Annotated in this window: 22 protein-coding genes and 2 pseudogenes; 10 read left to right on the forward strand and 14 right to left on the reverse strand. The window is 71.4% G+C overall.

The window, feature by feature from the left end; genetic code table 11:
* Window positions 1-20: 20 nt before the first annotated feature.
* The 3 genes from ACWBNA_RS10610 to ACWBNA_RS10620 all read right to left on the reverse strand — a co-directional run bounded on the left by ACWBNA_RS10610 (window position 21) and on the right by ACWBNA_RS10620 (window position 2,408).
* Window positions 21-512 (reverse strand): flavin reductase family protein, encoded by a 492-nt coding sequence (locus tag ACWBNA_RS10610; RefSeq protein ID WP_482704023.1) that lies wholly within the window; start codon window positions 510-512, stop codon window positions 21-23.
* A 137-nt stretch (window positions 513-649) separates the two neighbouring features.
* On the reverse strand, window positions 650-1,432 hold the full coding sequence (locus tag ACWBNA_RS10615; protein WP_482704024.1) for a peptidoglycan-binding domain-containing protein: 783 nt from the start codon (window positions 1,430-1,432) through the stop codon (window positions 650-652).
* Window positions 1,433-1,556: 124 nt separating this feature from the next.
* A complete protein-coding gene (locus tag ACWBNA_RS10620; RefSeq protein ID WP_482704025.1) occupies window positions 1,557-2,408 on the reverse strand; it encodes an ATP-grasp domain-containing protein in 852 nt (283 codons plus the stop codon).
* 211 nt (window positions 2,409-2,619) lie between these two features.
* On the opposite strand from ACWBNA_RS10620, the gene ACWBNA_RS10625 reads away from it, so the two are divergent.
* Together ACWBNA_RS10625 and ACWBNA_RS10630 are read left to right on the forward strand one after the other, a co-directional pair.
* A complete protein-coding gene (locus tag ACWBNA_RS10625; protein WP_482704026.1) occupies window positions 2,620-3,354 on the forward strand; it encodes a TetR family transcriptional regulator in 735 nt (244 codons plus the stop codon).
* A 194-nt stretch (window positions 3,355-3,548) separates the two neighbouring features.
* Window positions 3,549-3,977, forward strand: coding sequence for a Zn-ribbon domain-containing OB-fold protein (locus ACWBNA_RS10630; protein WP_482704027.1), 429 nt, complete (start codon window positions 3,549-3,551; stop codon window positions 3,975-3,977).
* 151 nt (window positions 3,978-4,128) lie between these two features.
* Here the strand turns inward: ACWBNA_RS10630 and ACWBNA_RS10635 are convergent, their stop codons facing one another.
* Window positions 4,129-5,466: a Gfo/Idh/MocA family protein gene (locus ACWBNA_RS10635; RefSeq protein ID WP_482704028.1), complete on the reverse strand. Its 1,338-nt coding sequence runs from the start codon at window positions 5,464-5,466 to the stop codon at window positions 4,129-4,131.
* Between the two features lie 209 nt (window positions 5,467-5,675).
* On the opposite strand from ACWBNA_RS10635, the gene ACWBNA_RS10640 reads away from it, so the two are divergent.
* Window positions 5,676-8,474 (forward strand): dienelactone hydrolase family protein, encoded by a 2,799-nt coding sequence (locus tag ACWBNA_RS10640; RefSeq protein WP_482704029.1) that lies wholly within the window; start codon window positions 5,676-5,678, stop codon window positions 8,472-8,474.
* A 310-nt stretch (window positions 8,475-8,784) separates the two neighbouring features.
* Here ACWBNA_RS10640 and ACWBNA_RS10645 read toward each other — a convergent pair whose 3' ends face one another.
* Window positions 8,785-9,165, reverse strand: coding sequence for a PPOX class F420-dependent oxidoreductase (locus ACWBNA_RS10645; protein WP_482704030.1), 381 nt, complete (start codon window positions 9,163-9,165; stop codon window positions 8,785-8,787).
* A gap of 94 nt (window positions 9,166-9,259) precedes the next feature.
* On the reverse strand, window positions 9,260-10,438 hold the full coding sequence (locus ACWBNA_RS10650) for a MalY/PatB family protein (protein ID WP_482704031.1): 1,179 nt from the start codon (window positions 10,436-10,438) through the stop codon (window positions 9,260-9,262).
* Between the two features lie 25 nt (window positions 10,439-10,463).
* On the opposite strand from ACWBNA_RS10650, the gene ACWBNA_RS10655 reads away from it, so the two are divergent.
* The gene (locus ACWBNA_RS10655) at window positions 10,464-11,531 is read left to right on the forward strand and encodes a hypothetical protein (RefSeq protein ID WP_482704032.1); all 1,068 of its coding nucleotides are present in this window, start codon (window positions 10,464-10,466) and stop codon (window positions 11,529-11,531) included.
* 162 nt (window positions 11,532-11,693) lie between these two features.
* Window positions 11,694-13,067: a S1 family peptidase gene (locus tag ACWBNA_RS10660; protein ID WP_482704033.1), complete on the forward strand. Its 1,374-nt coding sequence runs from the start codon at window positions 11,694-11,696 to the stop codon at window positions 13,065-13,067.
* Window positions 13,068-13,077: 10 nt separating this feature from the next.
* Here the strand turns inward: ACWBNA_RS10660 and ACWBNA_RS10665 are convergent, their stop codons facing one another.
* The 3 genes from ACWBNA_RS10665 to ACWBNA_RS10675 all read right to left on the reverse strand — a co-directional run bounded on the left by ACWBNA_RS10665 (window position 13,078) and on the right by ACWBNA_RS10675 (window position 15,473).
* Complete coding sequence (locus ACWBNA_RS10665) at window positions 13,078-13,899, reverse strand: EamA family transporter (RefSeq protein ID WP_482704034.1); 822 nt, start codon at window positions 13,897-13,899, stop codon at window positions 13,078-13,080.
* 127 nt (window positions 13,900-14,026) lie between these two features.
* Window positions 14,027-14,212, reverse strand: coding sequence for a hypothetical protein (locus ACWBNA_RS10670; RefSeq protein ID WP_217237898.1), 186 nt, complete (start codon window positions 14,210-14,212; stop codon window positions 14,027-14,029).
* Between the two features lie 100 nt (window positions 14,213-14,312).
* Window positions 14,313-15,473, reverse strand: a complete 1,161-nt coding sequence (locus ACWBNA_RS10675; RefSeq protein ID WP_482704035.1) for an ROK family transcriptional regulator — start codon at window positions 15,471-15,473, stop codon at window positions 14,313-14,315.
* 169 nt (window positions 15,474-15,642) lie between these two features.
* Between ACWBNA_RS10675 and ACWBNA_RS10680 the strand changes: the two genes are divergently transcribed.
* From ACWBNA_RS10680 to ACWBNA_RS10695, 4 genes are read left to right on the forward strand one after another with little or no spacing between them, the layout of a single operon-like run.
* Window positions 15,643-16,608: a carbohydrate ABC transporter permease gene (locus tag ACWBNA_RS10680; RefSeq protein ID WP_482704036.1), complete on the forward strand. Its 966-nt coding sequence runs from the start codon at window positions 15,643-15,645 to the stop codon at window positions 16,606-16,608.
* A gap of 19 nt (window positions 16,609-16,627) precedes the next feature.
* A complete protein-coding gene (locus tag ACWBNA_RS10685; protein ID WP_482704037.1) occupies window positions 16,628-17,548 on the forward strand; it encodes a carbohydrate ABC transporter permease in 921 nt (306 codons plus the stop codon).
* Between the two features lie 10 nt (window positions 17,549-17,558).
* Window positions 17,559-18,902 (forward strand): ABC transporter substrate-binding protein, encoded by a 1,344-nt coding sequence (locus ACWBNA_RS10690; RefSeq protein ID WP_482704039.1) that lies wholly within the window; start codon window positions 17,559-17,561, stop codon window positions 18,900-18,902.
* Window positions 18,903-18,940: 38 nt separating this feature from the next.
* Window positions 18,941-20,140: a Gfo/Idh/MocA family protein gene (locus tag ACWBNA_RS10695; RefSeq protein ID WP_482704040.1), complete on the forward strand. Its 1,200-nt coding sequence runs from the start codon at window positions 18,941-18,943 to the stop codon at window positions 20,138-20,140.
* Between the two features lie 29 nt (window positions 20,141-20,169).
* Here the strand turns inward: ACWBNA_RS10695 and ACWBNA_RS10700 are convergent, their stop codons facing one another.
* The 4 genes and pseudogenes from ACWBNA_RS10700 to ACWBNA_RS10715 form a co-directional block, all read right to left on the reverse strand.
* Window positions 20,170-20,865 (reverse strand): L,D-transpeptidase, encoded by a 696-nt coding sequence (locus ACWBNA_RS10700; RefSeq protein WP_482704041.1) that lies wholly within the window; start codon window positions 20,863-20,865, stop codon window positions 20,170-20,172.
* Window positions 20,866-21,014: 149 nt separating this feature from the next.
* Window positions 21,015-22,298, reverse strand: coding sequence for an MFS transporter (locus ACWBNA_RS10705; protein ID WP_482704042.1), 1,284 nt, complete (start codon window positions 22,296-22,298; stop codon window positions 21,015-21,017).
* A gap of 53 nt (window positions 22,299-22,351) precedes the next feature.
* Window positions 22,352-22,507 (reverse strand): annotated as a pseudogene (locus tag ACWBNA_RS10710) (SDR family oxidoreductase); the annotation flags it as partial.
* A gap of 105 nt (window positions 22,508-22,612) precedes the next feature.
* Window positions 22,613-23,061 (reverse strand): annotated as a pseudogene (locus ACWBNA_RS10715) (SDR family NAD(P)-dependent oxidoreductase); the annotation flags it as partial.
* A 50-nt stretch (window positions 23,062-23,111) separates the two neighbouring features.
* On the opposite strand from ACWBNA_RS10715, the gene ACWBNA_RS10720 reads away from it, so the two are divergent.
* The gene (locus ACWBNA_RS10720; RefSeq protein ID WP_482704043.1) at window positions 23,112-23,690 is read left to right on the forward strand and encodes a hypothetical protein; all 579 of its coding nucleotides are present in this window, start codon (window positions 23,112-23,114) and stop codon (window positions 23,688-23,690) included.
* Here the strand turns inward: ACWBNA_RS10720 and ACWBNA_RS10725 are convergent.
* Entirely contained in the window at window positions 23,681-24,595 is a 915-nt protein-coding gene (locus tag ACWBNA_RS10725; RefSeq protein ID WP_482704044.1) for an SDR family oxidoreductase, read from the reverse strand. The two genes, ACWBNA_RS10720 and ACWBNA_RS10725, sit on opposite strands and share 10 nt — an antisense overlap.
* Window positions 24,596-24,665: the final 70 nt, after the last annotated feature.

Here is a 24,665-nt window from a genome sequence, read left to right on the forward strand (position 1 = left end):
TCGAGTACCGGGGCCGAAGGTCAGTCCACCGGGTGACCGGGCGCGATGGTGAGGGTGTCGTCGAGGCGCAGCAGCGGCCCGTCACCGGCCCCTTCGCGCTCGCCCCAGGCCACCGGGTCGAGGACGAAACCGACGTGGTCTCCCCCGTCGGCACGCAGCACGACCGCGCCGACGAACCAGGCCGCCGCGTCGTCCAGGACGGCCGCCCCGCCGTGCTCCTCCCGCCAGCCGACGTGCTGGAACTTGTCCGTCGTGTCGCCGGTCCGCCCGCCGAACAGCTCGGCCAGGTCGCGCTGCTCGCGGGTGAGCAGGTGCACGGCGAGGAGCGGCGCGTCCCGTGCGACGCGGTAGGTGCGGTTCACCTTGGACAGCCACACCACGAACCGCACCGGGCGCATGGAGCACTGGGAGACGAACCCGACCAGGCAGCCCGCCCGTTCCCCGCCCGCCGTGGCGGTCACCACGCACATGTCCGGGTTCAGCCGGTCGGTGAACGCGTCCATACCCGCCATGCTCGCATCGCTCCCGTTCGGTGGACGTCATGCGTGGGTACCCCGGTTTCAGGTGACCACGGCACGGCCGCCCCCGCCGTCCGGACGTGTGGGCGAACGGTCCTCACTCGTGGACGAGCCGTCCGGACGGCCTCCCGTCATCCGCCGGTACGGGATTCCAGTGCGAGTCGGGTGTCGTCGCCGTAGACGCCGGTCTCGTCGCCGCGGATGCCGTACCAGACCTGGAAGCGGGCCACCGCCTCGGTCAGGTCGGCGTCGTAGCTGCCGTTGGTGGAGCCGTGGTCGTAGACGTCCGGGATGCGCAGGAGGCGTTGCTGGAGGTCGCTCACCTCCGGGCCGACGGCTCCTTCGCGGAGGGTGCCCGGCCCGTCGGGGTCGGTGGCGGCCGAGGAGGTGGGGGCGGGCGCGGCGGGAGCGGACGCGGTCGTGGAGGGGGGCGAGGGCTGGGCCGCTTCGGCGTCGCTCCGGCCGGGCAGCAGGAACGCGCAGCCGAAGCCGACCAGCGCCGCCGCGGCCACGGCAGCCACGACGGTGGTGCGCCGCAGGCCGGGCACTCGACCGACGGGGCCGCCGCCCCGTACCGGGTAGCCACCGCCCCTCGCCGTACGGCCGACTCCCGTCGCCGGACGGCCGTCTGGCCGCGCCGGGGGGCCGCCGCGCGGCGACACCCGTCCGGGGCCGGTGACGGGGGGCAGTTCCTGCGTCTCCGCCTCGGGGCGAGGCAGGGCCACCACCTCATAGCCGTCGGCGGGCTCGCGGTACTCCCCGCTCTGATCCCGGTATTCCCCGCTCTGCTCCCGGAACTCCCTGATGAGCTCCGCGAGGGCGTCGGTGTTGCGAGGACGCAGCACCCTGACCGGTTCGAGCGGCTCGCCGTCGGGTCGCTCGGGCGGCTGCCCGCGATCGGTCGGTGTCGGCATACAGCTCTCCTTCCGTCCCCTGCGCAGGGACCGCCGGCATCCCCCGGGGAGTGATACGCGTCCGCCGCACGGGGAGTTCAGCGCCCGCGGCTGCGATACCCGCCTGGGAGGAGAGCCCTCGGCGTCAGGCCGGGGTGACCGCGTGCGGTTCCGCGGCGAGGAACCGGTGCAGGGACGCCTTCATCGCGCCGACGAAGGCGTCCCTGCCCTGGTCGCCGAGGGCGTCCAGGGACAGGTAGGGGTTGAGGTCCTCCAGCTCGACGAGCAGGAGTTCCCCGCCCGGGGCACGGCAGGCGTCGACCCGCTGGATGCCGTGGTCGATGGCGTTCCACTGGATGAACCGCCGGGCGAACTCCAGGTCGTCCGCGGCGGGTTCGTACGGTTCCAGCTGCCAGCGCCGGTCCGGGTGGGGCGCGTACAGGGCGTACTGGAAGTCGTCGTCGACGAAGTAGAAGGACACCTCGTAGGTGAAGTCGATGCACGGCTGCACCAGGACGGTCCCGTCCGTCAGGTCAGGCACGGCGTCGGCGGTGACGATCCGCAGGCCCACGGAGTCGGCGCCGAGCTTGGGCTTGACGACGTACCGCTCCGTCTCGGGCAGCCGGTGCAGGTCCTCCGGGCGGTCGACGGTGGGGATGACCGGGTGTCCGGCCGCGCTCAGCTCGAGCAGGTACTGCTTGCCGACCATGTCGGCCCGGCCGGAGAGCTGGTTGTAGACACGGACACCGCCGGCGAGAGCCCGCGCGCGGAACGCGTCGTACGCCTCCTGGTGGGCCAGGACCGGACCGCTGTTGCGGACGACGACGGCGTCGAAGGCGTCCATCAGCACGGCCGCGTCCCGCGGGTGGCACAGAGCGAGGTCGAAGTCCTCGCGCAGACGGGAAGTGAGGAAGATGTCCTCGTCGCAGTAGCGGCGCCCGCGTGCCTGGTACGCCAGGTCGGTGACGTACAGGAGACGGGGGCGGGCGGGCGGCATGCGGGACTCCTCGGTGGCGCGGGGAGCCGATCGTATGCGACAGGTGTTCGCCGAACGAACGGCACCGCTTGCGGCGGCCGCGACACCCGGTGGGCGGGGTTTTCGACGGCGGACCTCGCCCGACGGCGATATCGGGCAGGCAGAGCACTCAGTTCCCCCATATCAGTGCACTGAGTGCCATTCATCTCGGGCAGATGCTACTTTCCCGTCCATGAGCTCCAGCAGCGCGGCGCCCCGTCGTGGTGAGAAGGCGGAGGCGGCGGTCGCGAAACCGCCCATGCGGGACGCGCTGGTCGCGGCGGCCTTCCGGCTCTTCCTGGAGCGGGGGTACGAGCAGACCACGGTCGACGACATCGTGGCGCTTGCCGGTGTCGGACGCAGATCCTTCTTCCGCTACTTCCCCTCCAAGGAGGACGTGGTCTTCCCGGACCACGAGCGGTGCCTGGCCGAGATGACGGAGTTCCTGGCCGCCGGCGACGACGGGGACGAACCGGTGGGGCGGGTCTGTGACGCGGCCCGGATGGTGCTTCAGATGTACGCCGAGAACCCGACGTTCTCCGTGCAGCGCTACCGCCTGACCAAGAAGGTGCCGGGCCTGCGCGCGTACGAACTGTCCGTGGTGTGGCGTTATGAGCGGGCGCTGGCCGAGTATCTGCGGGGCCGGTTCGCCGGCCGCCGCGACGGGACCCTGCAGGCCGACGTGGTCGCCGCCGCCGTGGTCGCGGCCCACAACAACGCGCTGCGCTCCTGGCTGCGTTCGGACGGGCAGGGCGACGCGAGCGCGACGGTCGACCACGCCCTCGGCTATGTGCAGTCCGCCTTCGGCAGCCCTCCCGCGTCTCTCGCCGACGAGCGGCCGGAGGACGTGGTGGTCGTCGTCTCCCGGCGCGGGGCGCCCTTGTGGCGGGTCGTCCAGGAGATCGAGACGACGCTCGCGCGCGACTGACGTCTGCCACGTCCGCACTCGAACAGGGACCCCGCACCGCACCGACACCTTCAGATCAGGGGTACGGAGTGCCTTTACGAGTGGCACTGAGTGCCATACTCTGAGGGCGTGCACGGTGGCACGGCGACCGGGCACGTGCGTGCACGGTGATCCGCGCACGTGGGATTCCGGTCGAACGCAGGGAGTTGACCAGCGTGTACCACCCCTCAGGAAGCGTTGCCCGTCAGTCAGCCGGCTTCGCGACGGGCCTACTGGATCCGAGGACTCCGGATCACAGGATCGCGGACACGGACACCATCCTCTTCCAGCGCTGCACCTGGTGCGGCACCGCCATGTACCACCGGCTGCTGTGTCCGGTCTGCCAGGGCAGCGACCTGCGGACGGAGCGCAGCGAGGGCACCGGGACGGTCCGCCACTCCACGGTAGTGCACCGCAACACCCCCGCCGCCCGGAACGTGTCCCTGATCGAGATGGCCGAGGGCTTCGTCCTGCGCGGCCGGGTCATGGGCCCGCCCATCGGCATCCACAGCGGGGACCGGGTCCGGCTGTCCACCGCGAAGGACCCGGTCCGGGGCGAGCCGGTCTTCCAACTGCTCGACGAGCCCTACCGCGCCTGGAGCTGACGGGCGTCGATACCCGTGGGGAACCGCCCGCCGGGTGGGAAGCGGGACCGGGCGGGAAGCGGGAGCTGGGCGGGAAGCGGCGCCCGGATCAACGCCGCGGAACTTCCGCCGCGCCGGCGGCCGGATCTCCCGACGCGGCGCCTCAGCGCTCTCACACCCCGGGTACCACCTCCCCCACCCCCACTGGACGCCCCCTCTCGAAGCACCGGTTGGCGGCCAGACCGACGGCCAGTGCGAGAGCGCCGTCGCGTTCGGTGGCCGTCGGGTGCCCTTCGGCCCCGATGTCCGTCGGCCCCGCGGCCGCGGCCCCGAAGAGCGCGTCGAGCATGCGCGGATCGCCTCCGCCGTGGGCCTCGTGAGCGGTTTCGAGCGGGACGTCGACCGGGGGCCGCCACAGCGGACGGAGGGTGAGCCGTGCCCCGCCCGCGTGCTCGGCGGCCGTGTCGCCGTGCAGGGCGCCGCCGCCGGAGGTGATCCGGATGCGGGGCGGCTGCCAGCGACTCTCCTCGACCTCGAGTTCCAGGCGGCCCGCGCTGCCGTTGAACATGACCCGGTAGCCCTCCCACGGGGAGTAGGCGGTCAGGTGGTACGTCATCGTCGCGCCGCGGGCGTAGCGGACGAGGACCGCCATGTCGTCCTCGATGGTGACGGGACCGTCGAAGACGTTTCGGTCGCGGACGTAGCCGTCGTCCTGCTCGGCGTCGAGGTAGAGGGCGCGCAGGGTGTCGTCGGCCGCGAGATCCAGGGCGAAGGGGTCCTCGGCCGCCGGGGCGGCGCCGTGGGCGCGGTCGTAGTCGCGGCGCAGTCCGTGGCGTTCGCCCGCCTCACGGCCGTAGAAGGCGAGCCGGCCGTAGCCGAAGACCTCCTGCGGCCGGTCGGCGAGCCACCAGTTGACCAGGTCGAAGTGGTGACTGGACTTGTGGACCATGAGGCCGCCGCTGTGCCGCTTCTCGCGGTGCCAGCGGCGGAAGTAGTCGGCCCCGTGGCGTACGTCGAGCAGCCATTCGAAGTGGACGGACAGGACCTCGCCGATCGCGCCGTCGGCGAGCAGGGAGCGGACCTTCTCGTGGGCGGGGTTGAAGCGGTAGTTGAAGGCGACGGTCAGGGTGTTGCCGGTGTCGCGGACCGTGTCGAGGATGCGGGCGCAGCGCTCGGCGTCGACGGTCATGGGTTTCTCGGTGACCACCCGGCAGCCGGCTTTCAGGGCCGGGACGATGTAGCGGTCGTGTTCGGCGTCGACGGTGGTGACGACGACCTCGTCGATGTCCTCCTTGACGAGCAGGTCGGCGAAGTGGCCGGGCTCCCACCTGGTGGCGGCGGGTTCGCCGGCCTCGGTGAGCAGCCGGTTGTGGAAGGCCATCCGGGTCGGGCTCGGGTCGCACAGGGCGACGACGCGGTGGTCCGGGCGTTCGGCGAGGGCCCGGGTGAACATCTGGGCGCGGTGACCGGTACCGACGATCGCTGCGCGGTGGTGGGTGGGTCGGCTCATGGAAAGCGCTTCCCCCACCGCGTCCGCGACTAGTCCTCCCCCGATCCCGACCGGCCCCGCACCCTCCCGCTGGCTTGATCGCGTCGCTCGGCCGCGGTCATTTCCTCTTCACAGACAACCCACAGCCCCTCCCCTTCCGTCCTCTGTGACGCGAGAGGCTCCCGTGGACCAACGGGGCGCCTGCGCTTGGGTTTTGAGGAGGGGAACCATTGATCCGTGCCCGGCGAATATGTGTGACCGCCGTGGCGGTGCTGGCGGCCCTGGCGGGATCGCCCGGACTGGCACAGGCTCAACAGCCACCAGGGACAGGGCCGTTGAGCGGGACAGGGCCGTTGAGCGCGAACGCCGACGGCGGGCTGCCACCGGGCTGGCGGCTCGGCGGGGAGGGTGCCGCGCGTGAGCTGGTCTGGCGGGCGCCGAAGCCCGTGCCCATGGGGGACGCGCGTGTCGAGTTCCACGCCGAGGGCCGGCTGCTCGGGGTGCCGAAGGCCGGAAAGGACGGCCGGACGTTCCGGCTGGACCTCGACAAGGCCCGCTCGGAACGACTGACGGACCTTCAAGTACTGGCGAGCGGCCGTCGGTTGGATGTGACGACCGACAGGTCCGCCCAGCCCCGCGAGCGGGGTTCCCTGGCCGCCGCGCAGCCGTCGGCCGCAGCACCGGCGGGCGGCGTCGACCCCGGAAAGCCCGGCTCCTACCGCACGGTCACCGGCGCGTACGACCTCGACCCGGTGAAACTGCCCGGGTTCCCCGCCCCCGTCGAGATGCGCGCCGAGGTGGTGGCCCCGCAGGGCGCCACCGGCACTCGCCCGCTCGCACTGTTCCTGCACGGCCGCCACGCCACCTGCTACAAGCCGGGCGCCGAGGACGACGTGACCGGTGACTGGCCCTGTGCGGACGGCTACAAGCCGATCCCCAGTCACAAGGGCTACCTGCGTGACCAGAAACTCCTGGCCTCCCAGGGCTATGTGACGGTGTCGATCTCGGCCAACGGCATCAACGGCCAGGACTGGGCCGCCGACGACGGCGGCGCCCAGGCACGTTCGTCGCTGGTGCGCCAGCACCTCGCCCGCTGGGCCGGCTGGGCCGCCCACCGGGCCACCGCCCCGGCCGTCGTGCGCGAGGCACCGAAGACGGACCTCTCCCGCGTCCTGCTCGTCGGCCACTCGCGTGGCGGCGAGGGCGTGAACCGGGCCGCCATGGACAGCCTCTACCCGCCGCCCGCCGCCCAGGACGGCTACCGGGGCCCGGTGCGCTGGAAGGTGCGCGGCACCGTCCTCATCGGACCGACGATCTTCGGCCAGAATCCGGTCGCCGACGTGCCGTCGGTGACGATCCTGCCGGGCTGCGACGGCGACGTGTCCGACCTCCAGGGCGAGGTCTACGTCGACGGGACACGCGGCATCAGCCGGGGCACCGCGCTGCACAGCGCCGTCTACATGGTCGGCGCCAACCACAACTACTTCAACAGCGAGTGGACCCCGGGCCAGGCCGAGGCGCCCGCCGGGGACGACTTCTGGGAGGACGAGGAAGCGCCGGACCCGGTGTGCTCCACGGGCACCGCGACCCGGCTGACCGCCGACCAGCAGCACCGGGCGGGCGCCACCTACATCGCCGCCGCGGCCCGGCTGTTCGTCGGCGGGGACGACCGGGTGCGTCCGCTGCTCGACGGCTCGGGCAGGCGGGCCCCCTCGGCCGACCCCGCCCGCGTGCTGACCCACGCGGTCGGTGCGCGCCGCGGTGCCGGGTTCCTGCCGGACGGCCCGGTCGAGGTGACCGGCGCCAAGCTGTGTTCGGCGATCGACCCCGACCCGGCCGTCGCCTGTCTGGACCCCGAGGCCGCCGGTTCCTCGCCGCACTTCGCGTGGTGGGAGACGGGACAGGAGGCCGGCCGCCGCGCGGTCGCGCTGAAGTGGTCGGCGCCGGGTGAGGCTGCTCGCGTCCGCCCCGCGAAGCCGCTCTCCCTCACCGGTTCCAAGGACCTGGCGCTGCGGGTCTTCGTGCCGCCGAACACGACCGGCACCAAGCTCGACGTGGCCGTCACCGACGCCGCCGGACGCCGGGCCACGCTCGGCCGGGTACAGGTGGACGGACTCCCCGGCAGCAACCGCACCGCCTCCTACTGGGCGCGCGAGGTCCGCGTCCCGCTGACCGCGGCCACCCGGGCCGGTCTCGACCTTCGGCACGTCAAGTCCCTTGAGCTGACACCCCGTTCGCCTGCGGGGCAGGTCTGGCTGATGGACGCCTGGGGCTGGGCCCCCGGCACCCCGGCGGTGAAGGCGGCCGCACTGCCGCGCGTCGACATCGGCCGGACGGGGGTCAAGGAGGGCGACTCGGGCACCCGCACCTACCGGGTCCCGGTCGGGATCTCCGGGCACGGCAGCGGCCAGGTCCGTGTGTACGTCCTCGATCCGGACACCGACCTCGTCACGAACAAGCTGGTGACGGTACGGCCCGGCGGCAACGCCATCGACGTACCGGTCGAGGTGCGGGGCAACACGCGCTTCGCCGACGACGTGCGGCACGACATCGTCGTGAAGGCGGTGCGCAACGCGGTGGTCGGCTCGCACCGGGGCGGCGTGACCGCTCAGAACGACGACCCCGAGCCCGAGATCACCTTGACGGCCGTCGCGGACCGGGTGACCGAGGGGGAGACGCTGACCTGGCGGATGTCCCTGGCCGTGCCCGCCGACCTGGAGATCTGGCAGCCGGTGCGGGTGCTTCCGGCCGCCGGGGGCGCCGAGTTGTCCACCAAGGACGTGGACCCGCAGTGGCTCCTGGACACCTCCGGTGACTCGCCGGACCCGGAGCGCCCGCTGTCCGAGGCGAACCTGTGGGTGTGGTTGAGCGTCCCGGCCGGGAGCACCAGCGTCGACTTCACCGTGCCGACCGTGAAGGACCAGGTGGCCGAGCCGACCGAGTCCATGCGTCTCGCGCCGACCGACTACGACGCCGAGCCGCTGCCGGACCGCCCGGTCTTGACGGGCACGGTGCTGAACGCGTCGTAACCGCGCGGGCCGTGCGGGGCACGGCCCGCGCGGCCGTGGGCCCGTGCCGCCGTGCCGCCGTGCGGGCGTGGGTCCATGCCAAGGCGTGGGCCCGTGCCACCGTGCGGGCGTGGGCCCGTGCAGGCGCGCGGCCGTGCGGGCGTGGGTCCGTGCGGGCATGCGGGCGTGCGGCCGTGGGCCCGTGCCGCCGTGGGCCCGTGCGGCCATGGGCCCGTGCGGCCATGGGTCCATGCGGGCGTGCGGCCATGGGCCCGTGCGGCCCGGTGGCCCGTGCGTCACAGCGCACGGACCTCCCGGGCGTGCCCGTACGTCACAGCGTCACGCGGATTCCGACGGTCCCGTCCAGTCCCCGGCGCAGTCGGCTGCCGAGGAGGGAGAGGCGGCCGACGATGCCGTACTTGCGGGCGATCAGGCGCCGGTAACGGGCGGTGGTCTCCGCGTCGGTGATCTCGGCGGTGGCGGGCACCTGGTCGCCGGTCGGGTTGCCGCGCAGGTCGCAGGGGCCGACCAGGACGTCACCGCGCGCCCGGATCCGCTTCACCTTCCAGGCGTCGGCGGCGGACCAGGCACCGAGCGCGTCCCCGTCGCGGACCACCCACACCGGGGTGGCGACTCCGGTTCCGTTCTTCCGATAGCTGGTGATCAGCAGGTACTTGCCCGCACCGAGCCGCTCCAGCGGCGTGTCGTCCATGGCGGGCAGTCTAGGCCGCCGCACCGGACCGGACGAGGGAGGCGGCCGCGCCGAGCTGTCCGCAGCACCCGGAGTCGCACCGCACGCGCCCGCGTCAGCGCAGCGCCGCCGCCATCCGCCGTACGCCCTCCTCGATGATCTCCGGTGAAGTCGCCAGATTCAGGCGTACGTGTCCGGCCCCGCCGGTCCCGAACGGGAGCCCTGAGCTGAGCGCCACCCGGCCGCCCCGCAGGAAGACCTCCGCCGGGTCGTCGCCGAGATCCAGTGCGCGGCAGTCGAGCCAGGCCAGGTAGGTGGCCTCGCCGGGGCGGTACGCGATCGCGGGATGGTGCTCGGCGAGCAGGTCGGTGAGCAGGCGCCGGTTGTCGTCGAGGCCGGCGAGCAGGGCGTCCAGCCAGGCGGTGCCGTCGCGCAGGGCGGCGGTGTGGGCGATGACGCCGACGTGGCTCGGGCCGTGGCCGACCTCTTCGGGCAGCCTGGCGAGGTCGGCGGCGGCCGCGGGGCCCGCGACGGCGAGCCCGGCCTTGAGACCGGCGAGGTTCCAGCCCTTGGACGCCGACATGAGGGACAGGCCCCTCTCGCCGCCCGGCACGCTCAGGTAGGGCACGAAGTGCACGCCGTCGGCGACGAGGGGCGCGTGGATCTCGTCGGCGACGACCCGCACGCCGTAGCGGGCGGCGAGGGCGGCGACTTCGGTCAGTTCGGCGGCGGTGTGCACGGCGCCGGTCGGGTTGTGGGGGCTGCACAGGAGGTAGGCGGCCCGGCGACCGTCCGAGACGACCCGGCGGAAGGCGTCCTCCAGGACGCCGAGGTCCAGGCGCCCCTCGGGGCCGAGCGGGGCCTCGACCACCTGCCGGTCCATGTGGCCGACGAACTGGAAGAACGGCGGATACACGGGCGGGTTCACCACGACCGGGTCACCGGGCCCGGTCACCAGTTTGATCATCTCGACCACCCCGAGCATCACGTCCGGGACGATCGCGGCGCGTTCCACCGCGAGCCCGCCCCAGCCCCACCGTTTGTCGGCGAAGGCGGCGAGCGCCTCGGCGTACGCGGTGCCAGCCGGGTAGCCGGTGTCACCGAGTTCGAGGGCGTCGGTGACCGCGCGGATCACGGGTTGGGCGAGGGGGACGTCCATCTCGGCGACCCACAGCGGAAGGACGTCGTCGGGGTAGGTGCGCCATTTCATGCTCGTACGGCGTCGGAGGCGGTCGAGGGTGAGTGCGCCCAGGGGGTTCGGTTCACCGGACGGTTCGTGCGGGATCCTGGTCATGGGGCACAAGATAGGGGGCTGTGGTGTGACCGGGAATCGTGAGGACGGGGTGCGGGGAGCGCGTCCGGTGTCCGTCGTCGGGGCCGGTGTTCTGGAGGTCGCCTGCGACGAGTCGGGATCGGACGGCGAGAACCTCACCGCCGGGAACACCGACGTGTTCGCGCACGCGAGTGTGCGGCTGTCCGTGGAGTGCGCGGCGAGGCACGTGCAGGAGATACGGGACCGGATCCGCTCGCCCGCCGAGGAGTACAAGGCGAACCATCTGCTGCGCGAGAAGCACCGGGCCGTACTGGAGTGGCTGCTCGCGCCCGCGGGCCCGCTCCACGGGCACGCGCACGTGCATCTCGTCGAGAAGACGTTCTTCGTCGTGGACCGGGCGGTGGACCTGTTGCTCGACGACGGTACGTCGGACGGGCCGGAGGCGGCGGAGGCGGTCACGCTGTTCCGCGAGGGACGGCGGACCTTCGGGGACCAGCGGTGGCGCGAGTTCCTCGCGGCGGCCAACCAGTTGTTGCGGGTGAGGAACGACGGCGAGCCCGGGTGGCCCGCCGACGCCTTCTTCCAGCAGGTCGACGGCCTGCGGCGGGCGTATGCCGGTACGACCGTGTCGGACATCCTCGACCGTCTCGCCGCCGCCCGGCCTCGCGCCGACTCCTACCGGGCGGGCGTCACCGGCGGCCCCACGCTGATCCCGGTCCTCAACCCGCTGCTTCCCGCCATCGTCGCCACGGCCGCGCACTGGAGCGCGGGCGGCCGCCCGGTACGGCTGGTGCACGACCGGCAGAACATGCTGACGCCGGAGCGCATCGCGTGGATCGAGGAGACGGCCCGGCGGGCCGGGGTCGGCCTGGACGGGGTGCGGCTGGTGATCGCGCGGGAGGATCCGCGGGTGCAGCTCGCCGACTTCCTCGCCGGTGTCGCCCGCAGGATCGGCTCGGACGAGCTGAACGGACGCGGCGATCCCGCGCTCACCGCGCTGTTGCGTCCCTACGTCGGTACCGCGTCCGTGTGGGGCGACGAGCGCAGCTGGGCTCGGCTCCGGCCGGCGCCGGGCGCCGCACCCGTCGACTCCGCCGTTTCGTCTGCCGGTTGAGGCCGGTTGAGGCCCGTGGTGGGCGGGGGTCCGCCTCGCGGATTCGGAGAGATCACGTGTGCCGTGAACACGGCGGTCCCCGGCCGCGTATGGATGGTGGGTGCTCAACGACCGGAGGGCCCCGCGGTGTTCACACCGTGTGTTCGGGTTCGGGAGCCATGCATGAGGCACGCACGACGACGGGTCGTCCGGCGAGTGACACGGCTGGCGGCCGTCGGCGGACTCCTCCTGGGAGGCACGATGGTCACGCGGGCCATGGCGAGCGAGCCTCCGGAGGCCGCCGTCCCGCGGACGTACGCCCAGGAGGCCGCCGACACCGGGGCCGGTCTCGTCTCGCGGCTCGGGAGCTCCCGTACGGCGGGCACCTGGATCGGCGAGGACGGCCGGCCGGTCGTGGCGGTCACCGACCAGAAGGCCGCCGCCGAGGTCCGCGGCGCGGGGGCCGAGCCGAAGGTCGTCTCGCACAGCATGAACGAGCTCAAGTCGGCGACCGAGACGCTGCGTTCGGCGCCCCGGGTGGCCGGAACGGCCTGGGCGATGGACTACCGGACCAACCAGATCGTGGTCCGCGGGGACAGCACCGTCTCGGCCGCGGACTGGTCCAGAATGACGCGGGTCGCGGACGGCATCGGCGCCTTCGTCCGGATGGAACGCACCGAGGGCACGTTCACTCCCCGTCTCAACGGCGCGCTGCCGATTCTGTCGACCGCCGGACGCTGTTCGGCCGGCTTCAACGTGACCGACGGGCAACGCGACTTCATCCTCACCGCCGGGCACTGCGGACCCACCGGTTCCGTCTGGTTCGCGGACAACGGGGGAACCAAGCAGGTCGGAAAGACGGTCACGCAGAGCTTCCCGGGCGACGACTACTCCCTGGTGCAGTACGCGGACGGCAAGGCGGGCGACGGTGCCGCCGTGGTGGCCATCGGCGAGGGCAAGGGAGTGCAGATCACGGGCGCGGCCGATCCGTCCGTCGGGCAGCGGGTGTTCCGCAGCGGCAGTACGAGCGGGCTGCGCGACGGCCAGGTGACGGCGCTCAACGCGACGGTGAACTACCCCGAGGGCACGGTCACCGGCCTGATCGAGACGAACGTGTGCGCCGAACCCGGCGACAGCGGGGGGCCGTTGTTCTCCGAGGGGATCGCGCTCGGCGTGACCTCCGGCGGCAGCGGGGACTGCCAGGCGGGCGGTACGACGTTCTTCCAGCCGGTGACGAAGGCGCTGACCGAACTCGACGTGCAGTTGCTCGTGGCGACCCCCGCCGCGGGCGGCGGCGCGGCGCCCTCGGCGGCACCGTCGGCCTCGGCCACACAGAGTTCCATCGCCCCCGGCGCGGCCGCACCCGGGGCGTCGGCTCCGATCGCGGGCGGTAGCGCGGGCGAGCCGCTGCTGTCCCGGCTCACGGACCGCAGGAACGTCGGTCCCGGGTTACTGGTCATCGCGGGCAGCCTGATCGCCCTGGTGGCCACCCGGTACATCCGGGCGGAGCAGGACCGCAAGGCGTACCGGCGGTACTACTCGGCCACCTGGGGCTGAGGGCCCCGGCTCATCCGAGGGTCAGCAGAACCGTGGCCGCGGCCGCCCCCAGCAGGCCGGCCGTCTGTCTCCGGGTGACCTTCTCGTGCAGCAGAGCGAGTCCGAGGACGACCGGGAGAGCCGGATAGAGGGAGGCGAGGACCACGGCGACGGCCAGCAACTGCCGTTGGGAGGCGAGGAGATACAGGATGAGTCCGAGTGCGGCTCCCGCCCCGACCAGGAGCGCCTGGGCGCACAGCCCCGGCGGGATCCGCAGGCGCCCGGCGTGCCCTGCCGCGCCGGGCAGCAGGACGAGCACGGCGGCGACCCGGCCCGCGACCACCGGCCACAACCCGCTCGACGCACTCGCCTGGGCGAGCGCGATGTACTGGACGGCGACGCCGGCGCTGGCGAGCAGCCCGTCGGACACTCCCCCGCCGGCGCCCCTGTCGCCCGCGCTGACCAGCCAGAGCGCGGGCACCGTGACGACGATGCCCACCCACGCCAGCGGCGTCGGCCGGTCGCCGAGGAGCACCCCGCACAGCACGGACAGCGCGACCCCCGTGACCGCGCTCACCGGCACCACGACGCTCATCGCGCCGCGGCTCAGTCCGCGGTTGAGGCAGTGCATGGCGGTGCCGCTGCCCACGCCGGACAGTGCGCCCCAGGCGAGATCGGCCGAGCGGACGGCGTCGGCGGGACGCAGCAGGGCGGTCGCGAGGGCGAGCAGCAGTCCCCCGACCTGGCCGAGGAAGGTGACGGCGGCGAAGTGGGTACGCCGGGACAGCAGTCCGCCGGCGAAGTCGACAATGCCGTAACAGGCGGCCGAGGCCAGTGCCAGAAGGGGGCCCATCCGGGCAGGAGTGCCCCGGACGGACGCGGTGATGCCCGGCGGGCTCCGCCGGGAGGCGGGAGCGGACTCCGGAACTCAGAAATAGCGGAGGGATTTCGAGGAGGGGCGGCGGGACTTCGAGGAGTGCTCAGGCCGCTTCGGACGACTGCGGGGCCGCTGCGGCCCACTCGAGGACGAGCCGCCGGTACTCCTCGCGCTGCTCGCCGTTCAGTGTCCCGCCCGACCGGAGCCACAGGGCCCTGATCTCCTCGTTGACCTCGTCAGCCGAACGTTCGGTAGCGGGTTCAACACTGGTGGACATGATGTGAAGCATACGGCTCCGGACGTGAAGGCGATGTGAGTAATCACGAGCCAATGGGGCATTTCGGACCGTGTTGCTGATCACGTCCATATGTCAAGCCCCGTGGCGTACTTCACACTTGCGCCGCCCCCAGCACCAGCACCTGGATCGCCAACACGGCCGCGCCGCGTGCCCAGTCGTGAAAGTCGGACACCTTGGTCTCCAGGTCGACCGGGGCGGCCAGGGGGTGCCGGTGGGCGCGGATGGTCTCCTGGACCGTCTCGCCGGCCACGTCCATCAGGCCGACGCCCTCGCCGGCGAGCAGGATCTTCTGGGGCAGGACGAAGTTGGCGATCTGGGCGACCAGGGTTCCCAGGGCGCGCCCGGCCTCCTCGATGACGCGGGCGGGCATCGGGTCGGCCGCCGCGGCGAGGGCGAGGATCTCCTCGTAGGTGCGTTCACTGCCGGTGGCGGCCTGGACCTGGTAGCGGATGTTGGGGATGGTCAGCAGCGAGACGGCGCTGCCGCGTTCGCCGTCGGGCGTGAGGGGGCCGTTGGGGTTCACGATCCAGTGGCGGCCGAAGCCGCGGTCCTCCTCGGCGTACGGCACCCGTTTGCCGCCCAGGACGAGGCCGTAGCCGATGCCGGCGCCGATGGTCAGGACGACGAACCGGTCCAGGCCGCGGCCGGCGCCGAACCAGGTCTCGGCCTCGACGAGGGCGGCGACGTCGTTCTCGACGACGACCGGCAGCCCGGTGCGCTCTTCGACGAGCGCGGCCAGCGGGACCTCCCGCCAGTGCAGGAAGGGGGACTCCCCCACCACGGCCCGGTCCTGGACCAGGCCCCCCACCCCGATGCCGATGCCCGCGATCCGGGGGTGGGAACGGGTGAGCTCCTCGGTCATCTCGGCCAGCAGGTCGGCGACCCGGGCGGGTTCGTGGGTGGCGAGCGGCCGGTCGTGGCGGGCGACGATGTCGCTGCGGAGGGTGGTGACGACGCCGTAGACCATGTCGTCGGTGATCTTGAAGCCGAGGAAGGAGCGGGACTCGGCGACGACGTCGAGCGGCTGCGAGGGGCGGCCCTGGCGGACCTCCGCCGCGCTGCCCGCCTCGGGAACCTCGACCAGCAGGCCGGACTCGATCAGCGGCTTGGTCAGGCGGGTGAGGCTGCCCGCGGAGAGGTCGAGCCGTCGGGCGAGGTCGGTACGCGACAGGGGCCCGTGGACGAGCACCTCGATCGCCACCGAGCGTTCGCCCGGGCTCAGGGGAAGCCAGCTGGCGGCACCTGCGGTCATGTAGGTCAGACTCCCACACACGTTTTCTTTCGCTGTAAAAGCAATATGGCCATTCTAGCCGGGGTGACCGAGCCCGGAAAAGATGTTTGCACGCCCCTTGACGCCTGGATTCTTCCGTGACGAAAGTAAATGGCCGAGGACGAGCCACCGCAGACGAGGGAGTCTCCCGATGACCATCGCCTCCAGCAGCCCTCCGTCGCGTCTGCCACTGGGCAGCACCGAGAGGGCACGGACCAAGCCGAGGACGGGCCGGGCAAAGGTCCACGAACGTGGGGGCGACGGGCGGCTCGCCGCCGTGTTCATCGCGCCCGCCCTGCTGGGTTTCCTGGTCTTCCTGCTCTGGCCGACGCTGCGGGGCATCTACCTGAGCTTCACGCGCTACAACCTGCTCACACCGCCCGAGTGGGTGGGCCTCGACAACTACGTACGCATGGTGCGCGACCCGATCTTCTGGGCCTCGCTCAGGGTCACCGTCGAGTACGTGCTGATCAACATCGGGGTGCAGACGGTCTCGGCGCTCGCCATCGCGGTCCTGCTCCAGCGGCTGACGCAGTCGGCGGTGCTGCGCGGAATCGTGCTCACGCCGTACCTGATGGCGAACGTCGTCGCGGGCATCGTCTGGCTCTGGATCCTGGACACCCAGCTCGGCATCGGCAACGAGATCATCTCGGGGCTCGGTTTCGACCGCATCCCCTTCCTCGCGGACGACACCTGGGCGATCCCGACGATCGCCCTGATCAATGTGTGGCGGCACGTCGGCTACACCGCGCTGCTGCTGTTCGCCGGGCTCCAGGCCATCCCGGGCGACATGTACGAGGCCGCCAGGGTGGACGGCGCGAGCGAGTGGCGGATGTTCTGGCGGATCACGATGCCGCTGCTGCGGCCGGTCCTCGCGGTCGTCCTGATCATGACGGTGATCGGTTCGTTCCAGGTGTTCGACACGGTCGCCGTGACGACCCTGGGCGGACCGGCGAACGCCACCAACGTGCTCCAGTACTACATCTACGGCGCCGCCTTCGGCCGCTTCCAGTTCGGCTACGCCTCGGCGATGTCCGTCGCCCTGCTGGTCGTGCTGAGCGCGATCACCTTCGTCCAGTACCGGCTCACCCGGGCCGGCCAGACCGACCTCGGCTGACGGGGAAGGAGACACCGACATGGCTGCCGTGGCAACCACGACGACCGTACGGCCCACCACGAGGCGCCGGCCTTCCCTTGGCCGGATCATGGCCTGGGCGGCGATGGCCGCGATCGTGCTCATCACCCTGCTGCCCTTCTACTGGATCCTGCGGACCGCGCTGTCCACCAACACCGCGCTCGCCGCGCACCCGGGCGATCCCCTGCCCGTGGACCTGACGTCCGGCGGCTTCGAGCGTGCCCTGGGTCTGCAGTCCACCAAGGAGGCGATAGCGCAGGGCGGCGCGGGCGGCGGCCTGAAGTTCTGGCGCTACCTGATCAACTCGGTGATCGTGTCCACCCTGATCACCGTCTGCCAGATCTTCCTCTCCGCCATGGCCGCGTACGCCTTCGCGCGCCTCAGGTGGCGCGGCCGGGACAAGATGTTCGGACTCTTCCTCGCCGGGCTGATGGTGCCCGCGATCTTCACCCTGCTCCCGAACTTCGTCCTCATCAAGCAACTCGGCCTGGTGGACACCCTGTTGGGCATCTCGCTGCCGACGATGTTCATGACGCCGTTCGCGGTGTTCTTCCTGCGGCAGTTCTTCATGAACGTGCCCCGCGAGGTCGAGGAGGCGGCCCTGCTCGACGGCGCCGGAAAGATCCGGATCTTCTTCCGGGTGATGCTGCCGATGGCGTCCACCCCCGTTCTCACATTGGGCGTCCTGACGTACATCACCTCCTGGAACGACTACTTCTGGCCGCTGATGGTGTCCTACAGCGACAGCTCGCGCGTGCTCACCGTGGCGCTGGCCATCTTCCGCGCGCAGACGCCGCAGACCGGCTACGACTGGTCCGGCCTGATGGCGGCCACACTCATCGCCGCGCTGCCCATGGTGGTGCTCTTCGGCGTCTTCGCGCGCCGCATCGTCAGTTCCATCAGCTTCACCGGAATCAAGTAAGGGGACCGGCATGCGAATTCGTACGGTCGTGGCGTTGACCGGAGCGCTGGCGCTGTCCCTGACGGCCGGCTGCGCCAAGGGAGGCGGCGCGGGGTCGTCCGCGAACACGGTGTCGTACTGGCTGTGGGACGCCAACCAACTGCCCGCCTACCAGGCCTGCGCGAAGGGCTTCGAGGCGGAGAACCCGGGACTGAACGTCAAGATCACCCAGCTGGGCTGGGACGACTACTGGACCAAGCTCACCGCGAGCTTCATCGCGGGCACCGAACCGGACGTGTTCACCGACCACATCCAGAAGTTCGGCCAGTTCGCCGATCTCAAGGTGCTGGAACCCCTCGACGACCTGGGCATCGACCAGTCCGACTACCAGGCCGGGCTCGCCGGCAACTGGACCGGCCAGGACGGGCACAGCTACGGCGCTCCCAAGGACTGGGACACGGTCGCCCTCTTCTACAACCAGAAGATGGCCAAGACCGCCGGGCTCACCGCGCAGGAGCTGAACACCCTCTCCTGGAACCCGAAGGACGGCGGCACCTTCGAGAAGGCCATCGCCCATCTCACCGTCGACAGGAACGGCAAGCGCGGTGACGAACCGGGCTTCGACAGGCACCATGTCAAGGTGTACGGCCTGGCGACGGGTGGCGGCGGGGACGGCGACGGCCAGACCCAGTGGAGCAACTTCGCCGCGTCCGCGGGCTGGAGCTACACCGACAAGAAGCGGTGGGGCACGAAGTACCAGTACGACAGCAAGACCTTCCAGTCCGTCGTCAGGTGGTACTTCGGACTGGCGAAGAAGGGCTACCTGGCTCCCCTCACGGACTACAGCGCGGGCGCCAATCCGGCGAACGCACAGGTCGCCTCGGGCAAGGCGGCGGCAGCCTTCGACGGCGCCTGGATGATCTCCACGTACTACGGCGTCAAGGGCCTGAAGGTCGGCACCGCCTTCACACCCGTCGGCCCCACCGGCAAGCGGGCCACCATGATGAACGGCCTCGCCGACTCCGTCACCAAGAACGCTCCCAACAAGCAGGGCGCTCTGAAGTGGGTGAAGTACCTGTCGTCCGACGCGTGCCAGAAGACCGTGGGCGGCTACGGCATCGTCTTCCCGGCCACGCCCGACGGCACGAAGGCCGCGGTGGCCGCCTACAAGAAGAAGGGCATCGACGTCACGGCCTTCACCGAGCCGGTCGCCGACAAGAAGGACTTCACCACCTTCTCCTTCCCGATCACCAACTACTCGGCGGACATGTTCGCGCTGATGCACCCCGCCATGCAGGACATCTACGGCAACAACAAGTCCGTGAGCAGCCTCGACCGGACCAGCGACCAGATCAACCTGATTCTCGATCAGTGAACCGACCAGTCAATCGACCATTGAAGGGCACGCCATCCATGACGTTCTCCCTCGGCATCGTCGGCGCCGGACAGTTCTCGGGCCAGTTCGCCAAGCTGTTCCTGGCCCATCCCGGCGTCCGCGACGTCTACGTCACCGACCTGCTCCCCGAACGGGCCGAGCAGCTCGCCGCCGCCGAAGGCCTCGCCGGCACCTTCCCGTCGTACGAGGCCATGCTGGAGTCGGCGGCCGTCGACGCGGTCGCGATCTTCACCCAGCGCTGGACGCACGGGCCCCTGGTCGTGAAGGGCCTGAACGCCGGCAAGCACGTGTACTCGGCGGTCCCGATGGCGATCACCGCCGAGGAGATCGCGGCGATCATCGACACGGTCAAGGCGACCGGGCTGACGTACATGATGGGCGAGACCAGCCAGTACAACCCGGCGACCGTGCACGCCCGCAACCAGATCGCCGAGGGCGCCTTCGGGCGGCTCTTCTACGCCGAGGGCGACTACGTCCACGACATGGACCTGGGCTTCTACGAGGCGTACCAGTACAGCGGCGGCGAGGGATGGAAGGCGACCGCCAGCTATCCCCCGCTGCTCTATCCGACGCACTCGATCGGCGGGGTGCTGGGTGCCTGGCAGACCCACGCGGTGAGCGTGTCGGCGATCGGGGTGGTCGACGACCGCGGGGACGGGGTGTTCGACAAGGAGGTCAGCCAGTTCGGCAACAACGTCTCCAACGCGACCGCCCTGTTCGAGGTGGCGGGCGGCGGATCGTTCCGTACCAACGAGTTCCGGCGGGTCGGCTACCCCTCCCACATCCGGGAGTCGCGTTTCCGGTTCTTCGGGACGGAGGGGAGCATGGAACAGCTCGCCACCGTGGCCATGTGGCAGGACAAGAACGGGGTCAAGGACATCAGCGAACTGCTGGAGCCCAAGCCCACCATGTCCCCCGACGATCCGTCCCTGCAGCACATCGCGCCGGACCTTCGGGCCGCCTTCACCTCGGGATCGGCGCCGGTGCACGACCGGTCGCGGCTGCCGCGGGAGTTCGACAACCTCCACAACGGTCACGAGGGCAGCCACCACTTCCTGGTGGACGACTTCGTGACCGCCGTGAACACGCGGACGCTGCCCTCGGTGAACGCGTGGGTGGCCGCCCGCTACACCCTGCCGGGCATCGTCGCCCACGATTCCGCGCGGCAGGGCGGGGCCAGGCTGGAGATCCCGGACTTCGGTGACGCTCCTCAGTAACCGGGGCGTGTGCGGGCCGGGTGCCTCGGTCAGGTGCCCGGCTTGCGGCCGTACACGAAGACGTCGTCGCCGTTCTTCAGCAAGGACCAGTACTTCTTGGCGGTGGCCGAGGTCATGTTGACGCAGCCGTGCGAGCCGGGCGGGTTCCACATGCTGACGCCGACCGAGTGGAAGGCCTGGCCGCCGTCGAAGAACTGGCTGTAGGGCATCGGCACGTCGTAGATGCTGGAGACGTGGTCGATGTCCCGCCAGTAGATCTTCTTCAGGCCGGTGCGGGTCTCGTACCCGTTGCGGCCGGTGCGGACCGGGACGGGACCGTAGACGAGCTTCTTGCCGTCCTGGATCCAGCTCAGCTGGAGGGTCAGGTTCACGCAGGCGATGCGGCCCTTGTTGACCGGACACTTGCCGTCCTTGTTGGGGTTGGTGCCAACGGCCTTCTGCTTGTTCATGAGGTCCATCACGCCCCAGGTGACCGACCCCGCGTACCCGGCGTTCGGCGTGATGCCGTGCTTGGTCTGGAAGCCCTGGATGGCCTTGCAGTCGGCGGCGGACTGCTTGCCGTCGACCGGCCGGCCGAGGAACTTCTCCACCTGCTTCTGGTAGGGGCCGGTCTGTGTGGTGCAGCTCGCGGCCTGCGCGGGCGTGGCACCCAGCGCGAGCGTGAGCGGTGCCACCAGTCCGGCGATCCCGAGTGCGACGGCTCCCCGTCTACGTACGTCCCCCATGGCGGTCCTTCCCCTTTTGCATGGATCTGCTCGGTTTTGCTCAAGCGGTTCTACGTTCTTCGCCAGCTAGACCCGTGCCCGGTGCGATCGGTTGTAGCGCCGCTCACGCTGCGACGAAACGGTGACATTCGCTCGTGGACCGGGCGCTGTCACTTCGGTGCCGGCTCGCCGGCGGTCGGTGCCTGCCGCCGGACCGGGAGTTCGCGGCGGGTGCGCACCGGGGAGAGGTAGACCGGCAGGAACGCCGTCGCCAGCACCACCCCGCCCACCCAGAGCGCCGGGCGTACGCCGGCCAGCTCACCGATCAGGCCCGACACGGCGGCGCCGAGGGCGAGGGAGCCCGACAGCACGAACCGGAAGGTGGCGTTCATGCGGCCGAGCAGGCCGTCGGCCGTCATCCCTTGCCGCAGACTCACGCCGAGGACGTTGTCCATGCCGGTCTTGAACAGTGCGAGGACCCAGCCCGCACCGGCGAGCCACAGCCAGGGACCATGGCCGATCAGCGGCACCAGGAGTCCGGCGGGCGCCAGGCACACTCCGGCCAGCCCGAGGGTACGGCCGTGTCCCAGGCGCCCGGAGACGGCTCGGGCGCAGCGGGCGCCGAAGAGCAGGCCGAGACCGCCCGCCGCCCAGAACAGGCCCAACGCACTGGCGGGGAGCTCGAGTTCGCGCACGAAGAGGACGGGCAGCATGGTGTTGACGATCTGCATGCCCAGGTTGGTCAGAGCGGCCGTGAGGGCGAGGGCGCGCAGTTCCGGGTTGCCGAAGACGTGCCGCAGGCCTTCCACGATCTGGGCGCGCAGTCCGGCCTGCCCGGTGTGGCGGCCGGGCGGGGTCTCCTCGCGGCGGATGAAGGTGAGCTGGAGCGCCGAGGCGAGGTGGGCGGCCGCCGCGCACAACACGGCAACGGGCGCGCCGAGCAACTGGACGAGGGCACCGCCGGCGCCGCGTCCGGCGACGTTGCCCGTCGCCTGGAGGCTGACCATGGCGGTGTTCGCCCGCACGAGGGCACCGTGGCCGACCAGTTGGGGCAGGGTGCTCTGTGAGGTGACGTCGAAGAAGACGGTCGCGCACCCGTTCAGCAGGACGATGGCGTAGAGCTGGCCGAGTGTGAGCGTGTCCGCCCACCAGGCGAGCGGGACGGAGGCGAAGAGGACCGCGCGGGCCAGGTCCGCCCCGATGAGTACCCGGCGGTGCCGCATCCGGTCCACCCAGGCCCCGGCGGGGAGCCCGATGAGCAGGAACGCGAGGGTGCTCAGCGTCGCCAGGGCCCCGACCTGGCCGGGTCCGGCGTCGAGCGCGGCAACGGCGAACAGGGGGACGGCGACGTAGGTGACGTTCACGCCGAGCTGGCTGAGCGTGCTCGCGGCGAACAGATTGCGGAAGTCGGCGTTGCGCCATGGGGAGTCGGACAGCACGGAAGAACGGTGCACGACACCGTCCTCGCAGGACAAGTGAAAAGATCTCCGGAGACCGTTAAGTGTTCCTACGCTGTCCCGGTCGCCTGGCGGAACCCCGTGTTGACCGCGGTGAGGCCGCCGTCGACGGTGAACGTCGTCCCGGTGATCCACGCCGCGTCGCGAGAGGCGAGGAAGGTGACGGCCCCCGCGATGTCCTCGGGTTCGCCGATCCGGACGAGGGGGTTGCCGGCTGTCGGCAGGGGAATGTGCACGAGGACGGTTCAACTCGATCATGTGATGGTCGACTTGCGGGCTTGCGGCGTTCTGGTCCGTTCGGGCTACCGGTGATCCTGCAGTGCGTTGACCGAGCCGATGTTGACGACGGCGCCGCGACCGGAGGCCGCGAGGTGCGGGAGGGCGGCGCGGGCGCAGCGGTACGCGCCGGTCAGCGTGACGTCCAGGTCGGCCGCCCACACCTCCTCGGACTCGTCCTCGAAGAGCGGGGCGTCCGGTAGGCGCGGTTGACCAGGACGTCGAGCGTGCCGAAGGCAGAGACGGCGTGCGCGACGGCCGCGTCGACGGACGCCCGGTCCGCCACGTCGCACCGGAACGCCTGCGCCGTCAGGCCCGGTCGGCGCAGGGCGGCGGCGGTCCTCTCCGCTGCCGGCAGGTCCACGTCGGTGACCAGGACCTGTGCCCCTTCCTCGGCGAACCGGCGGACGATGGCCGCGCCGATGCCGCGGGCGGCGCCGGTGACGAGAACTCCGTACCCCTCGAAGCGCTGTGTGTGCGTCATGATGCCGAAGGCAGTGCCGGAACGATCAACCGGGCAGGTACCGTGCGGCCATGTCCGCGTTCCTGCAGCAACTCCCCGCCCTGCTCGGTGTCGTGATCGGCGCGCTCGGCTCGTACGTCGCGGTCGTGCGCAGCGACCGGGCCCGGTTCCACCGTGAGCAGGCGGCCCGTTGGGAGGAGCGCAAGCTCTCCGTGTACGCCGAGTACGCACGGACGTTGAAGAAGTCCGTCACGCTGACGTACCGGGTCGCCGCGCATCTCGGCAACGACCCGCACCCCCACCCGTTGTCCCCGCGGGAGGCGGCGCCGCTGATGGCCGAGGCCACGGTCGCCCGGGATCCGTCCGGGGAGGCGCTGATCCTGCTGGGCAGTGAGCAGGTGGTGGAGCGGGCCCGGACGTGGGTGGTCACCGTGATGGAGATGGAGCGGTTCCTGCGCGAGGAAACCCGTGATCCGCAGGCGTGGCACGCGCTGCTGGAGCGGCAGCGCCGGGGACGCGAGGGCTACTACGCGGCCGTACGCGACGATCTGGCGCTGCCTCCGGGGCATTCGGAGCGCTGGCCGCTGCCCGTACCGGTGCGGGACACGGAGCCGCCCGCACCGGTGCGGGACACGGAACCTCAGCGGTAGCCGGTCGTGTCCGCCGGCTTGTCCGCGTCCTGGACCTCGACGAGGTAGCGCCAGGCGTCCGGGCGGCTGCCGTCGAGGTCGGTGAAGCCGTAGACCTGGGCGAGTTGGCCGCTGGAGAGAGACTGGCCGTTCCACCGCGTCACGTCGGGGTCGGCGGCGAGGGCGGCCACGGCGCGGCCCACGTAGCGGGGCGTCTCGGAGATGGCGAAGTGGGGGACGTCGGCGGTGGCGTCGCGCCAGTTGTCCTCGCGCACGCCGAAGGTGTCGAGCATCATCTCCGACCGCAGCCAGCCGGGGGTGAGGGCGACGGCGGTGGCCCCGCGCGGTCCGAGTTCGTGCCCGAGCGCGAAGGCCATCCGCAGGACGGACGTCTTGGCGAGGTCGTAGAAGAAGCTGTTGCGGTAGGTGTCGCGGTTGTACTCGGCGGTGCCGTCGGTCATCTCCACCACCAGTCCGCCGGGGTGGCGCAGGAGCAGCGGCAGGGCGTGGTGGCTGGTGATGGCGTGCGTCTCGACGGCGAGCCGGAGCAGCTTGAGGCCCTTGTCGAGGTCGTGTTCCCAGACGGGGGTGTCGAAGGCGAAGAGGTGCTCGCCGCCCCAGACGTCGTTGACGAGGACGTCGAGGCGGCCCTGCTCGTCGGTGACGCGGTCGACGAGCGTGCGGACCTGCGCCGGGTCCAGGTGGTCGGTGGGTACGGCGATGCCGTGACCGCCGGCTTCGGTGACGAGGTCGGCGGTGTCCTCGATGGTCTCGGGCCGGTCGTACTCCGAGCGGCGGGTCCGGGTGCTGCGGCCGGTGACGTACACCGTGGCGCCGGCCGCCCCGAGTTCCACGGCGATGCCCCGCCCGGCTCCCCGGGTCGCCCCGGCGACCAGTGCGACCTTGCCCGTCAGCTGTTCCGGCATGTCCGGCCTCCCGTTTTCCCTGTGGCTGCGATCGGTCTCGCCACCAGGTTGACGGGTAAACCGGACACCT

It is taken from the genome of Streptomyces sp. Q2 (assembly GCF_056820935.1).

Bases quoted from the DNA above. Each gene is read 5' to 3' on its own strand.
- ACWBNA_RS10670 (WP_217237898.1), bottom strand. From the start codon at position 14,212: ATGCTTCACATCATGTCCACCAGTGTTGAACCCGCTACCGAACGTTCG.
- ACWBNA_RS10650 (WP_482704031.1), bottom strand. From the start codon at position 10,438: ATGACCAGGATCCCGCACGAACCGTCCGGTGAACCGAACCCCCTGGGC.
- ACWBNA_RS10690 (WP_482704039.1), top strand. From the start codon at position 17,559: ATGCGAATTCGTACGGTCGTGGCGTTGACCGGAGCGCTGGCGCTGTCC.
- ACWBNA_RS10725 (WP_482704044.1), bottom strand. From the start codon at position 24,595: ATGCCGGAACAGCTGACGGGCAAGGTCGCACTGGTCGCCGGGGCGACC.
- ACWBNA_RS10685 (WP_482704037.1), top strand. From the start codon at position 16,628: ATGGCTGCCGTGGCAACCACGACGACCGTACGGCCCACCACGAGGCGC.
- ACWBNA_RS10610 (WP_482704023.1), bottom strand. From the start codon at position 512: ATGGCGGGTATGGACGCGTTCACCGACCGGCTGAACCCGGACATGTGC.
- ACWBNA_RS10645 (WP_482704030.1), bottom strand. From the start codon at position 9,165: ATGGACGACACGCCGCTGGAGCGGCTCGGTGCGGGCAAGTACCTGCTG.
- ACWBNA_RS10615 (WP_482704024.1), bottom strand. From the start codon at position 1,432: ATGCCGACACCGACCGATCGCGGGCAGCCGCCCGAGCGACCCGACGGC.
- ACWBNA_RS10665 (WP_482704034.1), bottom strand. From the start codon at position 13,899: ATGGGCCCCCTTCTGGCACTGGCCTCGGCCGCCTGTTACGGCATTGTC.
- ACWBNA_RS10675 (WP_482704035.1), bottom strand. From the start codon at position 15,473: ATGACCGCAGGTGCCGCCAGCTGGCTTCCCCTGAGCCCGGGCGAACGC.
- ACWBNA_RS10680 (WP_482704036.1), top strand. From the start codon at position 15,643: ATGACCATCGCCTCCAGCAGCCCTCCGTCGCGTCTGCCACTGGGCAGC.
- ACWBNA_RS10620 (WP_482704025.1), bottom strand. From the start codon at position 2,408: ATGCCGCCCGCCCGCCCCCGTCTCCTGTACGTCACCGACCTGGCGTAC.
- ACWBNA_RS10625 (WP_482704026.1), top strand. From the start codon at position 2,620: ATGAGCTCCAGCAGCGCGGCGCCCCGTCGTGGTGAGAAGGCGGAGGCG.
- ACWBNA_RS10660 (WP_482704033.1), top strand. From the start codon at position 11,694: ATGAGGCACGCACGACGACGGGTCGTCCGGCGAGTGACACGGCTGGCG.
- ACWBNA_RS10700 (WP_482704041.1), bottom strand. From the start codon at position 20,865: ATGGGGGACGTACGTAGACGGGGAGCCGTCGCACTCGGGATCGCCGGA.
- ACWBNA_RS10635 (WP_482704028.1), bottom strand. From the start codon at position 5,466: ATGAGCCGACCCACCCACCACCGCGCAGCGATCGTCGGTACCGGTCAC.
- ACWBNA_RS10695 (WP_482704040.1), top strand. From the start codon at position 18,941: ATGACGTTCTCCCTCGGCATCGTCGGCGCCGGACAGTTCTCGGGCCAG.
- ACWBNA_RS10720 (WP_482704043.1), top strand. From the start codon at position 23,112: ATGTCCGCGTTCCTGCAGCAACTCCCCGCCCTGCTCGGTGTCGTGATC.